General features: G+C 29.6%; 17 protein-coding genes. All 17 read right to left on the bottom strand.

Annotated features, from left to right (window positions below; all coding sequences use genetic code 11):
- Positions 1–179: 179 nt before the first annotated feature.
- Entirely contained in the window at positions 180–1,289 is a 1,110-nt protein-coding gene (locus FGK85_RS05275; protein ID WP_138204434.1) for a THUMP domain-containing class I SAM-dependent RNA methyltransferase, read from the bottom strand.
- A 30-nt stretch (positions 1,290–1,319) separates the two neighbouring features.
- Positions 1,320–1,853, bottom strand: a complete 534-nt coding sequence (gene pyrR / locus FGK85_RS05270; protein WP_138204432.1) for a bifunctional pyr operon transcriptional regulator/uracil phosphoribosyltransferase PyrR — start codon at positions 1,851–1,853, stop codon at positions 1,320–1,322.
- A gap of 78 nt (positions 1,854–1,931) precedes the next feature.
- On the bottom strand, positions 1,932–2,855 hold the full coding sequence (locus tag FGK85_RS05265; RefSeq protein ID WP_138204430.1) for an RluA family pseudouridine synthase: 924 nt from the start codon (positions 2,853–2,855) through the stop codon (positions 1,932–1,934).
- Positions 2,839–3,300 carry a signal peptidase II gene (gene lspA, locus FGK85_RS05260; protein WP_138204428.1) on the bottom strand — a complete coding sequence of 154 codons (462 nt, stop codon included), beginning with the start codon at positions 3,298–3,300 and terminating at the stop codon, positions 2,839–2,841. Before lspA ends, FGK85_RS05265 begins: the two co-directional genes overlap by 17 nt.
- Before the next feature lie 100 nt (positions 3,301–3,400).
- On the bottom strand, positions 3,401–4,033 hold the full coding sequence (locus FGK85_RS05255) for a TraR/DksA C4-type zinc finger protein (protein WP_138204426.1): 633 nt from the start codon (positions 4,031–4,033) through the stop codon (positions 3,401–3,403).
- A 224-nt stretch (positions 4,034–4,257) separates the two neighbouring features.
- Positions 4,258–5,058: a 3-deoxy-7-phosphoheptulonate synthase gene (aroF, locus tag FGK85_RS05250; protein ID WP_138204425.1), complete on the bottom strand. Its 801-nt coding sequence runs from the start codon at positions 5,056–5,058 to the stop codon at positions 4,258–4,260.
- Between the two features lie 20 nt (positions 5,059–5,078).
- Positions 5,079–5,774: a 5'-methylthioadenosine/adenosylhomocysteine nucleosidase gene (locus FGK85_RS05245; protein ID WP_138204423.1), complete on the bottom strand. Its 696-nt coding sequence runs from the start codon at positions 5,772–5,774 to the stop codon at positions 5,079–5,081.
- A gap of 3 nt (positions 5,775–5,777) precedes the next feature.
- Positions 5,778–6,866, bottom strand: a complete 1,089-nt coding sequence (aroB, locus tag FGK85_RS05240; protein WP_138204421.1) for a 3-dehydroquinate synthase — start codon at positions 6,864–6,866, stop codon at positions 5,778–5,780.
- 105 nt (positions 6,867–6,971) lie between these two features.
- Complete coding sequence (locus tag FGK85_RS05235) at positions 6,972–7,595, bottom strand: DivIVA domain-containing protein (protein ID WP_138204419.1); 624 nt, start codon at positions 7,593–7,595, stop codon at positions 6,972–6,974.
- Between the two features lie 9 nt (positions 7,596–7,604).
- Positions 7,605–8,342 (bottom strand): YlmH family RNA-binding protein, encoded by a 738-nt coding sequence (locus tag FGK85_RS05230; RefSeq protein WP_138204417.1) that lies wholly within the window; start codon positions 8,340–8,342, stop codon positions 7,605–7,607.
- 10 nt (positions 8,343–8,352) lie between these two features.
- Complete coding sequence (locus tag FGK85_RS05225; RefSeq protein WP_138204415.1) at positions 8,353–8,619, bottom strand: YggT family protein; 267 nt, start codon at positions 8,617–8,619, stop codon at positions 8,353–8,355.
- 31 nt (positions 8,620–8,650) lie between these two features.
- On the bottom strand, positions 8,651–9,103 hold the full coding sequence (locus tag FGK85_RS05220) for a cell division protein SepF (protein ID WP_138204413.1): 453 nt from the start codon (positions 9,101–9,103) through the stop codon (positions 8,651–8,653).
- A 12-nt stretch (positions 9,104–9,115) separates the two neighbouring features.
- Positions 9,116–9,775: a YggS family pyridoxal phosphate-dependent enzyme gene (locus tag FGK85_RS05215; protein WP_138204411.1), complete on the bottom strand. Its 660-nt coding sequence runs from the start codon at positions 9,773–9,775 to the stop codon at positions 9,116–9,118.
- A gap of 105 nt (positions 9,776–9,880) precedes the next feature.
- Entirely contained in the window at positions 9,881–10,603 is a 723-nt protein-coding gene (locus tag FGK85_RS05210; protein ID WP_138204409.1) for a DUF881 domain-containing protein, read from the bottom strand.
- Between the two features lie 10 nt (positions 10,604–10,613).
- Positions 10,614–10,955: a small basic family protein gene (locus FGK85_RS05205; protein ID WP_035290090.1), complete on the bottom strand. Its 342-nt coding sequence runs from the start codon at positions 10,953–10,955 to the stop codon at positions 10,614–10,616.
- A gap of 11 nt (positions 10,956–10,966) precedes the next feature.
- Positions 10,967–11,686: a DUF881 domain-containing protein gene (locus FGK85_RS05200; RefSeq protein WP_138204407.1), complete on the bottom strand. Its 720-nt coding sequence runs from the start codon at positions 11,684–11,686 to the stop codon at positions 10,967–10,969.
- An 11-nt stretch (positions 11,687–11,697) separates the two neighbouring features.
- Positions 11,698–12,220 (bottom strand): cell division protein FtsQ/DivIB (locus tag FGK85_RS05195; protein WP_138204405.1); only part of this gene is annotated, 523 nt, incomplete at its 5' end.

Genomic DNA, 12,220 nt, shown 5'->3' with positions numbered 1-12,220 from the left:
ATATTTGATATCTGATATTTATTATTTATATATTAAGGCTGGCTATCGCCAATAAAAGATTTAAGTTAAGCCCTAAAAGATAAATAACACAATTTCACAACGTGAAATTATGTTATTTATCTTTTACTAGTCCTCTAGCACACTAGCCCACTGAAAATTGTGACAGCGTCACAATTTTCTTATCTTAAGTATTGATAGTAGTAGCACTTGATTCTGCCATTATAAAGCTTTCTGTTTTTATCCGCTTTTCTACCAAAATCCTTTTGGAATTGTTCATTAGATGTTATAACAAAAAATGACCAAGTATCATTTTCCTTATATAGCTCTCCTAATCTTTTGTATATTGCTTCAACCTCTTTTGCTTCTCCTATTCTCTCACCATAAGGTGGATTACATATAATACATGCACCTTTTTTCTTTGTGGTAAACTCTTGGATTGGCATTTGTTGAAAATGAATGTATTCTGAAATTCCTGCGCCTTTGGCATTTTCTCTGGCAGTTCTTAAAACACCATTATTTATATCTAAAGCCATTATTTTTATATCATCATTATTTATTTTTCTTTTAGCATAATCTCTTGTTTGTTCCCAAACTTCTTTAGGGATCAAAGGCCAAGTTTCTGATACAAAACTTCTATTTAGTCCTGGAGCTATATTTTTACCTATAAGAGCTGCTTCTATAGCTATAGTACCGGAACCACAGCAAGGGTCTATAAGAAGTTTTGAACTATCCCAATTACTTAAAAGTACCAAAGCTGCTGCTAATGTTTCTTTCATAGGAGCTTCTCCAGCCTTTGCTCTATATCCTCTTTTATGCAATCCTGGGCCTGAGGTGTCAATGGTTAATGTTACTACATCTTTTAAAAGAGCCACTTCTATTTTATATTCTGGGCCATCCTCTGAAAACCATTCTTTGTTATATGTTCTTTTCATAGATTCTACTACAGCTTTTTTTACTATACTTTGACAATCTGGAACACTAAATAGCTTTGATTTTACTGATTTACCTGTGATATGCATAAAACCATCTTCTGGCACTATCTCTCCCCAATTTACTTTTAGTGCCCCTTGGTACAATTCTTCAAAGGTTTCAGCTTTAAATTCAGATACCTTTATAAGAACTCTATCGGCACATCTAAGCCAAATATTACACAAAGCTATATCATATTCATCTCCCTCGAAAGTTACCTTTCCATTTTCCACCTTCAAGTCATCATAACCCAATTCTTTTAATTCTTTTGCAACCACTGACTCTAATCCGAAAGTGGATGTTGCTATCAATTCATACATCTATTATTCATCTCCTAAATATTCATATTATCATTCGTAAATTTTTACTGAATCACTTCCATCTATCTCTGTAACTTCTACTGAAATATTCTCCTTGCGTGAAGTAGGTATATTTTTTCCAACGAAATCTGCCCTTATAGGGAGCTCTCTATGTCCTCTATCTACTAGTACAGCTAATTCTATCCTCTCAGGTCTTCCATTATCTATAATTGCTTCTAATGCAGCTCTTGCAGTTCTTCCTGTGTATAATACATCATCTACTAAAACAACTTTTTTACCTTCAATTTTTACCTGTAAATCATTATTATTTATTATAGGTTGTTCGTTCACTGTAGATAAATCATCTCTATACAAAGTAATATCTACACTGCCTACTTGAACCTTTTCTCCCTCTATTATTTCTATTAGTTTAGCTATTCTTTCAGCAAGAGGATACCCCCTTCTCTTTATTCCTATTAATATTACATCCTTTACCCCTTTATTTTTCTCTATTATTTCATGAGCTATTCTTGTAAGCGTCCTTCCCATAGCCTTTTCATCTAAAATCACTGCTTTAAGTTTCATATAAACCCCTCCTATTACATAAATAGAAAAACGTCTAGATCCCCATGACCTAAACGCATTTAATACTTAAATACTATTTTACAGACAATTTTCCAATTTTTCAATGACATTTTGAAAATAATCTGGAATAGGCGTAGAAAATTCTATATACTGCCCTGTAGTAGGATGAATAAATCCTAGTTTATGCGCATGAAGCATTTGTCCCTGCAATTTAAATTTTTGTTTTTTGTATCCATACACTGGATCCCCTACAAGTGGATGTCCTATATACGCCATGTGTACTCTTATTTGATGTGTTCTTCCTGTTTCTAGCTTACATCTTATAAGTGTGTTGTTTTTATAACGTTTTTCCACTTTAAAATGAGTAATTGCTTCTTTACCACCTGAAATAACAGCCATTTTAATTCTTTCCGTTGCATGTCTTCCTATAGGTGCGTCTACTTTTCCTTCATCTTCTTTTACAACACCTTCTGTAAGTGCAATGTACTCTCTATTCATTGAATGTTCCTTAAGTTGTGCTGCTAAACAATTATGAGAATTGTCATTTTTAGCTACTACTAAAACTCCAGAAGTATCTTTATCTATTCTATGGACAATTCCTGGACGGGTTATACCATTTATGCCTGATAAATCCCTACAATGATATAACAGTGCATTCACCAATGTTCCACTGTAAACCCCTGGTGCTGGATGAACTACCATACCTTGTGATTTATTTACTACTATAACGTCGCTATCCTCGTATAATATATCTAATGATATGTTTTCAGGTTTTATATTTAATTCTATAGGCTCCGGTATTTTTAACTCTACTATATCATTTTCCTTTAGTTTATAATTACTTTTTTTCTCTTCATTGTTTACAGTGGCATTTCCACTTTTAATTAACTTTTGTATATAGGATCTAGATTTGGTTTCTAAAGCTTCTGCCAGAAATATATCTATTCTTTCCCCATCAAATTCTTCTTCTATTTTAAATAAATAATTATTTTGTTCCTTCATCTTTATCTTCCTTTATTAAAAAAATTATCAATAAAAAAGTACCTATACACACCAATATGTCTGCCACATTAAATACTGGGAAATAGTAAACATCCTTAAAATGAAGCAGTATAAAGTCTATTACATATTTATATAATACCCTATCTACTAAATTACCTATGGCCCCCGCTATTATTAAAGATAAACTTATTCTTATTAATTTATCCTTTGGTCTCTTAAATAATAAATAATAAATTATACCACCTAATACCAACACTGTTACTATACTTAAAAAATATATTTTATTTTTCATTATACCAAAAGCTGCACCAGTATTCTCTAAATAATAAAAACTAAAAAATTTATCTATTATTTTTATTTCGCCTATTTTTGATAATATATTCACACTCCAATATTTGGTAAGTCTATCTAATAATACGCCAAATATAATTATGCTTATTTCCATTCCCATCCCCCAATTTCATATTAATGTTACAATATATTTAATTAATCGCAGGTTTACTTAAAAATATGAAGCTATAATATTGTATTACATTCCAATATATTTAATCTGGTAATTGATTTTTATATTGAGAATTGCTTACCCTTTCAATAGGCTCTACATAACCTATTTCATCCTCACTCTCATGAAAATCTCCATAATTATAATATTTAATTGAACTATAGCTATTATAAGGCTCGTTAAATCTTTCTACACTTTGGTAACTATCCTCTGCATCAAATCCTACTTTGTCAGTTAAATCATTATATCCATATCCGAAGGGCATCCTTAATACTTCTTCTTCCACTGGCCTTTCATCCACTACAGCAGCAGTATTAACTTCCTTTTGGCATTTGGTACAGTACTGTGCATAAGGTATAAATTCTAATCTTTCCTTAAGTATCTCTTTTCCACAGCCTTTGCACTTACCATAGGATCCATCTTCAATGCTCCTTAAAGCATCGTCAATTTTTTTTATTATAGTTACTTCATGTTCTTTAAGTGCTATACCCTTTTCTTTTTCGTAGAGATTTCCACCTGAGTCTGCGGGATGATTGTCATAATTGGATAATTCATCTTCTAAACCCATATTAGTATTTATAGTATCATTGTCTTCCATTTGCTTTAGTAAGTTTTCTACATCCCTCTTTTGATTTAAAAGTTTATTTTTAAAATGTTCCCTATCTTTAAGGTTCATACCATCAACTCCTTTAAAAGTACTTTTAAGTTTAGTTTTTCTAAAGGAGCTTTTTTTATTCTGTATTTTATTTTATCCAATGACTACCTGCCGTAACACTCCCACTTCTAACAAAGTGGAAGTGTTACGGCAGCTACGTCCCTGGATAACGATCTCTAACCTTCAGTTGGAGTGAAAACTCCATCTGAAGCTAAGAGCTCTGTTTATCCTAAAATTATATAATCTTATAATATTTCTTCTAGCTTCTTTACTTTTTTAATTATTCTTTCTAGGCTTTCAATTGAAATAGTCTGCTTAGAATCTGAAATAGCCTTTTCTGGTTCTATATGGCTTTCTATTATAAGTCCATGAGCCCCAGCAGCTATAGCTGCCATAGACATATGCTCTACCAATTCTCTATGTCCAGTTCCATGGCTAGGATCTACAATCACTGGCAATCTATATTTTTTCCTTATAACTGCTATAGCATTTAAATCCAATGTATTCCTTGTATAAGTTTCAAAGGTTCTTATGCCTCTTTCGCATAAAATAACATTGGTATTTCCCTCTACCATAATGTATTCAGCAGCATAAAGCCATTCAGCTATAGTAGCACTCATTCCTCTTTTTAAAAGCACAGGAACCTTTAGTTTACCTACTTCCTTTAGTAAACTATAATTATACATATTTCTAGACCCTATTTGTATAACATCTATATACTTTAAAGCTTCATCTAAATCTTTTGTGTCCATTATTTCTGAAACCACAGGCATAGAAAATTCATTTCCTACTTGCTTAAGTATCTTTAATCCCTGAAACTCTAAGCCTTGAAAATCATAGGGAGAAGTTCTAGGTTTAAAAGCTCCTCCTCTTAACATATGCACTCCAGCATTTTTTAATTCTTTTGTTATTTGAGCCATGGTTTCATAATTTTCCACTGAGCAAGGTCCAGATATTATTATTTTTTCATTATCTCCTATGGAAAAATCTCCTACTTTGACTTTTATATCTTCTCCGCTTTTTTTATCTACCAATAAATTTTTCATTTTAAATTATCACCTACATATTACAACATATTACTTAACATGTTTCTCAATATACTACAAGAGTTTTTTACTGCTATATCCTTAAAAGTTTCATAGTCTATATGAGCACCATTATTAGCGTTATCTGAAATAGATCTTATTACTACAAAAGGCACTTCATTTAAATAGCAAACTTGAGCAATGCTAGCTCCTTCCATTTCACATGCATAGGCTCCAAATTCTTCATAAAACCACTTTATTTTTTCTACATTATTTATAAACTGATCTCCTGAAACTATAGTTCCTACAAAGCAATTGTGTTCATTTATATTTTTACAGGCTTTTTTTGCATATTCTACAAGCTTAGAATGACTCTTAAAATCAAAAGTATCCAATCTAGGTACTTGACCTATTTTATCTCCAAAAGCAGAAGTATCCATATCATGTTGAATCAAACTATCTCCAATAACCACATCACCTGGATATATTTTTTCTCCTACTCCTCCAGCAATTCCTACATTTATCACTGAATCCACCTTAAAATCATCTATAAGTATTTGTGCACACATGGCAGCATTCACCTTTCCTATGCCACTTCTCACAAGTACTACATTTTTTCCCCATAATGTTCCTCTATTAAATTCCATTGAAGCCTTTACTTTTTTTGTTTGTAAATCTAAATCCTTTAATAATATTTCTATTTCTTCATCCATAGCTCCTATAATTCCTATAGCCATTTGTTACTCCTCCTTAATAATGCTCAATTTTAATGCCTCTAAAATTTCCTCAGATTTTACATTAACTTTTATTTTATATTTACCTATATTCTCAAGCAATACCATGTTAATATTTTCATTTATATTTTTCTTATCACGATTAATAGCATACATAAAGGATTTATAATTGTCAACCTTATACCTAGTAGGCAAACCAAATTTTCTATATAAATTTTCCAGTTTATTATAAAGAGTTTTATCAAGACCCAATTTAATCTCAGAAATTTTTATTGCAACTAATATACCCAATGCCACCGCTACACCATGAGGTATTTTGTATTTTGAATCTACTTCTATTCCATGTGCTATAGTATGTCCAAAATTCAATACATTTCTTATGGATAAATCTTGAACATCTTGAACCACTATTCTATTTTTGATTTTTAAGCATTCTATTACTATATGCAATAATTTATCATGTTCCAAATTTAAAATTGGTACTGCATTTTCATTTAAAAAACTCAATAGTTTTCCATCAGAAATTAAACCATACTTTATTATCTCACCTAACCCATTTAATATTTCTTTTCTATCTAAGGTTTTTAAAAAATTTAGTGATATATATACAAACTCTGGATCATAAAAACTTCCTATTATATTTTTTATGCCTCCATAATTAAAGGCCACCTTACCGCCTATACAACTATCCACTTGAGATAAAAGGGTAGTTGGAACATTTATATACCTTATTCCTCTCATATATGTTGATGCTACAAATCCAACCAAGTCTCCAACTACGCCACCACCTAAAGCTATTAATATACTCTCTCTATCCACTTTATTTTCTATTAAAAAATCATATACTTTTTTCACTGTATTTATATTTTTACTTTGTTCTCCATTTTTAAAATAGAATATTTTGAAAGGAATTTTTATTTTTAGCCATTCAATATTGTTCTTATAAGTGTTATATATTAAATCATCAGTTACTACGAATACTTTGCTTTCTCCACTTATCTTGTAATCCTTAAGCGCTATTTTAAATCTGTCCATAGTATTTTCTACATATACTCTATAAATCTTTCCTTCTTTACCTACTATTATTTCGTGCATAAAATTCCTCCTTAAAACCATTTTTATTGAAATTCCATAATGGATAATAAAAAATGTGACAATTATACTTCCCTTTGAAGTACCTTATTGTCACATTTAAATTATCTAATCCTCTTTTGCAAAAAAACTTTTTATCTGGTTTAAATCCTCTTCCTTTAAATCCTTGTCTTCAAAATCCTTTATATCTAATCCAGTGTTTTTTTCATTATCTGAAAAATCCTCTATGCTTTTTTCTCCTATGTCCTCAACAGGATTTCCTACATTGTAGTTCTTTACAAAATCTTTCTCTAAACTTTCGAACATATCTAATTGACTCTTCATAAAGTTCCTAAATTTATTTGTAAACTTAAGAAATTCCTGTTTTATTATGTCGTAATCATCATTTATCTTAACTACATCATTATGAGCCTTATCCAATATTCTTTGTGCAGAATCATTAGCATTTTTAATAATTAAATCTGACTCTTGTTGAGCAGTCTTCTTAGCTTGTTCCGCTGCATTTTGTGCTAAAATCAATGTGTTTTGAATAGTTTCTTCAATTTTTGAATAATGCTCAATTTTTTCATTTTGAAGATGTAGCTTTTCCTTTAAGGATATATTTTCTTTATATACCTTTTCGTAATCTTCCACTATAAGGTCTAAAAATTCATCTACATCGTCTATGTCGTATCCCCTAAAACCTCTTTTAAATTCTTTATTGTTTATATCTACAGGAGTAATCAAACCCATCACCTCAGTTTAAATAAATTTTTTTATTTGTATTTTAATTCTATCCTTTTGAGTATATCCTATAATATTCTCAATTTTATATTTTCCATAACCTCTTACAGTTATAATTGAATCAATTTTAACTCTATAATCCTTTTTATCCACTACTGCATAATCTACTAAAATATTACCCATTTCAATGTATTGAATGGATTTACCTCTAGACATATTACACAAACCACAAACTATAGCATCTAACCTAATAGACGATGTAATTATTAATTTTTCTTCAAAGCTATACTGTGGTATTTCATCATCTGTAACATCTAAAAGTGATATTTTGCACGGACTTTTACCTATATGTTTCAAATTATACATTATGAAATCCACAAGATCCGATGCTACTGGAAGGTAACAACAGTCATCTTTTAAAATTAGATCCCCTAGCTTTTCCCTTTTAATTCCCAAAGCCATAATGGAGCCTAAAAAGTCTCTATGCTCTAAGTTTATAAACTTAGTATTAGCTTTTATCTTTATTAATTGAAGTGGATAAAATAATTCTTCCTCTTCTGGTGCAAAAGCCAGCATCTTCCTCTCTGCCTCATTAAAAACACCATAAGAATAAAAATTAATAGCTCTTTTGTTACTTATTATTTTAATTTCATTGCACTCATCAGGGGTATAAAATTCATTAGAATAAACAACCATGTTAGCTTTATAGGCTAAACAAATTTTTTCTTCTACATTAGATAATTTGTTTTTATCCATAATATCATTCCTAAAAGCCTGCAAATATTGTAAATACAACTCTTTTTAATAGACCTATAATAAGTATTGCTATTATAGGAGAAAAATCTATCATTAATCCGGGCATCAATCTTTGTTGCAATTCTCTTCCTGGACGCAATAAAGGCTCAGTAATAGTATGAACTATATTTGTAAATGCATTTTCTCTTCCAAATGAAACCCATGATAAAACAACATCTATAAGTATTGCATATTCTAAAACATTAAATAGTATACTGAAAAATTTAAGAAAAAACATTTTTTCCTCCATAGTTATTTTTATATTTTATCTATTTAGTAAAACTGAATATTCCTTTGGAAAGCTCATTTTTCAATTCATTACTCACTGCTACATTTGATGGAGATAGTATGTATACATTTCTTTCTACTTCTTGTAAATTTCCATTTAAAACATAGCTTGCGCCACCTATAAAATCTAAAAGTCGTTGAGCTATTTTACCCTCTAAATTTGATGTATTTACCACAACTATTTTTCTGTTTTTTAAATCATCACATATGCCTGCTGCCTCATCAAAGGATTCTGGCTTTACTATCACAACCTTTGCTGAAGCATTAGTATGTATATTTACCACTTTGTTTTGCTTTTTATTGTTAGGAATATCATAACGTTCTATTTCTTCTTCTTTTTCTTCTTCTACTTCCATTTCATCCTCTTCTAACTCTTCATACTCATCTTCTAATCCAAATATACCCATAACCTTATTTAACATTTTACCTGACATTGTATCAACCTCCTATTTATAATTTCTAGGCCCAAATATTCCTTGACCTACTCTTATCATATTTGAACCTTCTTCTAATGCGATTTTGTAATCACCAGACATTCCCATGGATAATATATTCATGCTTATATTTTTGTAATTTTTGCCTTTCAACTCTTGAAAAATATCATTCATCTCTCTAAAGTACTTTCTATTTTCTTCTTCTGTTCCTTTAGGTATTATACACATAAGCCCTTTTACTTTAACGTTTGTACACTGCTCACACTTATTCATAATTTCTTCTAATTCATTTAAGTAAATGCCTGTTTTGCTTTCCTCCTTGCCTATGTTAATTTGTATTAATACATTAGCAATAGCATCTTTAGCTTTGAATCTTTTTTCTATTTCCTCTAATAATTTTATACTGTCTAAAGAATGAATTAAATGAACCTTGCCTACTATATACTTAACCTTATTGGTTTGTAAATGCCCTAGTAAATGCCAATGGACATCCTTATGGAACTTATCATATTTATCCACTAATTCCTGTACCTTATTTTCTCCAAAGTCTCTTATGCCAATTTTATATGCTTGTTCCATTTCCTCTACAGTTCTAGTTTTTGAAACTGCAATAAGTTTTACATCTTCTTTTAATTCTTTTAATATTTGTTGAACATTTTCCTCTATAGACAATTTTATCGCTCCCTAACAAAAATTACGTCATAAATGGTAAATTATTTATAGTATTCTTCAAAAATGTTTAAAATCCTTTTAAAAGGCAAGAATTTTTAATTAAATTTAATTTTTTATTTTAGGTTTTGCTTTATCATATTTTTTACTACCTACATATGCATTTATCTTTATGTGGTCTTGAGTTTTTACATCTACAGATATCTTTCTAAGAATCATCATAGATTTTAAATAATTTTCATCCATAAGCATATATTTTTCCATAACACTTTTATTTCCTATGGCACTAATATAAAAAGGAGATACTATAGTTACTTCATTTAATTTTATATTAGTTCCTCCACAATAATCATAAGTTCCATCCACTATCCTCTGACCATTTACTTCAATTGCTTCTGCCCCTGCATTTTTCAAGTCATTTATTATAAATATAATATCGTAAAAGTGCACCAGGTGCTGTTCATTACCTGTAGCATTATACTCATCAATAGCATCATTAACTGTAATAGTTATTCCTTCTCCTTCTACATCTTCCATCCCTAAAATAGCTTTATTTTCTTGTAATTCTTCTTTTATTTCGCCTATAATTTTATATCTATCTTCTTCACTATTCTTATACTTAGACAACTTTGAATTATATTTTCTGTATTGACTTTTCAAGCCACTGATTTCATTGTACAGTTTACTTCTCTCTGTATAAGCATTTTGATATTGATCCACTGTCAAAAAATTATTTACTTTTTCATTTTTAAAATCAATGTTCATAGAAATTAAAATTCCTATTATTATACATGAAATAAATAGAAATATATGAGCCTCGTTAGTCCTCATTTAATCACCCTCACTGATGTGATTTAGCTTTTTCGATAAGCACTCTTCTTATAGTAGCAAAGTTGTCAAAAATCCTTCCTCCAAAAACTATAACTGCCGCTAAATAAATTGGCACTCCCAATTTATCTCCTAAATAAGCTAATGCTGCTGCAAGAACTGCATTTCCAAAAAAGCCAGATATAAATATATCTACTCTAAATTGTTTAGCTAAACTTGCTTTTAATGCTCCAAATACTGAATCTAAGCATGCAAATATAGCAACAGAAATGTATGGTGAAAACTTATCTGGAATGTTTATATTCCAAACAGCACCTAAAATTATTCCTAAAATTAATCCTACTAGAGCTATCATATTGAATCCCCCTATTTACCTTTTACAGTATTAGCATACTTAAACTTGAATATTTTATTAGTCTTCTTTATGGATACACTTTTCTCAACATTCCATTTAATGTCACAACTTTCATTTAACCCTACTGGTATACTATCCGGAAAAGTTACAGCTGATTCTAAAGCTGCTTTATCACCTATAGCCTTAATAACTACTCTTTTAACAGGGGATATTTTATCATTATCTATTCTTATAGCATTTCCTGCATTTCTTATTCCAGTATTAGAAGTTATTCTAATATCATTTACAGATATAGCTTCCGCTCCCCCTGCGTATAGTTCATTGATTATATACAATATATCCCTATCATTAATAGGAAAATTATCAAATCCTACATTAAAAAAATCGCTTCTAGGAGTAATATAAACAATTATACCCTCTCCTTCTAAATCTGTTTCCCCTAAAAAGTTTCTTGAATTATCTAATTCTTCTTTTAACTTTTTAGTAGCATCATCCCTACCTACTACTTCTGTTTCATATTGCTTTAATTTATATTGTAAATCATTTATTTTGGACTCCATATCCTTTTTCTCTTTTTTCAATTGCTCTATTTCAATAACTATTTCTGGATCAGTTTTTTTTGTGCCAGTTCCTTCTTGTCTCTTGTTTACAAGTTTAAATTGATATGTGAGCATAAAACCCAATAGACAACATACTACTGCTATAGAAATTTGTGCTCTTAAATTCTTCATGCATATTCCTCCTAATTTTCTATATGAAATACAGGATTCCCTTTAAAACTAACATCTACATAACCTTTTTTATTTTGTAAGTTCTGCGTTTTTATTATGGATATAGCTTTGTTGAGTTTTCCCTCTAAGTTATTACAATCACCCATTTTAACACAAATATTGCCATAATAAATTTTTATATCATATAAATTAGTTACATCTACAATACTCATATTTATTTTTGAAGTGTTATCAATTATCAAATCTGTTATATTACTTACCACCTGAACTTTTCTATTATCTTTATAAGGAAGTACTTGTCCTATAACTAAATTATTTTTATCATATCCAACTAATTTTACCAATTTCATTGTATTAATATTACTTCTTTTTTCAAGGACAATAGATTCTTTATCTACTATATAATAATTAGAATCCTTTTGAGTATAAAAAGCTGCACTTCTTTCATTAACATTTATTAATATTTTATCAGGCAATTTCCTTTTTATTTCTACCTTTAATATATATGGATTTCTTAATATATCGTCCTTAATG

Source organism: Haloimpatiens lingqiaonensis (assembly GCF_901447495.1).
In the GTDB taxonomy this organism is placed as follows: Bacteria; Bacillota; Clostridia; order Clostridiales; family Clostridiaceae; genus Haloimpatiens; species Haloimpatiens lingqiaonensis.
Note: the sequence above shows the minus strand (reverse complement) of the source record. Positions and strands in the feature narration are given on the sequence as shown.

Excerpts from the sequence above, each read along its gene's own strand:
- FGK85_RS05275 (WP_138204434.1), bottom strand. The coding sequence starts at position 1,289 with ATGTATGAATTGATAGCAACATCCACTTTCGGATTAGAGTCAGTGGTT.
- pyrR (WP_138204432.1), bottom strand. The coding sequence starts at position 1,853 with ATGAAACTTAAAGCAGTGATTTTAGATGAAAAGGCTATGGGAAGGACG.
- FGK85_RS05265 (WP_138204430.1), bottom strand. The coding sequence starts at position 2,855 with ATGAAGGAACAAAATAATTATTTATTTAAAATAGAAGAAGAATTTGAT.
- lspA (WP_138204428.1), bottom strand. The coding sequence starts at position 3,300 with ATGGAAATAAGCATAATTATATTTGGCGTATTATTAGATAGACTTACC.
- FGK85_RS05255 (WP_138204426.1), bottom strand. The coding sequence starts at position 4,033 with ATGAACCTTAAAGATAGGGAACATTTTAAAAATAAACTTTTAAATCAA.
- aroF (WP_138204425.1), bottom strand. The coding sequence starts at position 5,058 with ATGAAAAATTTATTGGTAGATAAAAAAAGCGGAGAAGATATAAAAGTC.
- FGK85_RS05245 (WP_138204423.1), bottom strand. The coding sequence starts at position 5,774 with ATGGCTATAGGAATTATAGGAGCTATGGATGAAGAAATAGAAATATTA.
- aroB (WP_138204421.1), bottom strand. The coding sequence starts at position 6,866 with ATGCACGAAATAATAGTAGGTAAAGAAGGAAAGATTTATAGAGTATAT.
- FGK85_RS05235 (WP_138204419.1), bottom strand. The coding sequence starts at position 7,595 with ATGGGTTTGATTACTCCTGTAGATATAAACAATAAAGAATTTAAAAGA.
- FGK85_RS05230 (WP_138204417.1), bottom strand. The coding sequence starts at position 8,342 with ATGGATAAAAACAAATTATCTAATGTAGAAGAAAAAATTTGTTTAGCC.
- FGK85_RS05225 (WP_138204415.1), bottom strand. The coding sequence starts at position 8,619 with ATGTTTTTTCTTAAATTTTTCAGTATACTATTTAATGTTTTAGAATAT.
- FGK85_RS05220 (WP_138204413.1), bottom strand. The coding sequence starts at position 9,103 with ATGTCAGGTAAAATGTTAAATAAGGTTATGGGTATATTTGGATTAGAA.
- FGK85_RS05210 (WP_138204409.1), bottom strand. The coding sequence starts at position 10,603 with ATGAGGACTAACGAGGCTCATATATTTCTATTTATTTCATGTATAATA.
- FGK85_RS05205 (WP_035290090.1), bottom strand. The coding sequence starts at position 10,955 with ATGATAGCTCTAGTAGGATTAATTTTAGGAATAATTTTAGGTGCTGTT.
- FGK85_RS05200 (WP_138204407.1), bottom strand. The coding sequence starts at position 11,686 with ATGAAGAATTTAAGAGCACAAATTTCTATAGCAGTAGTATGTTGTCTA.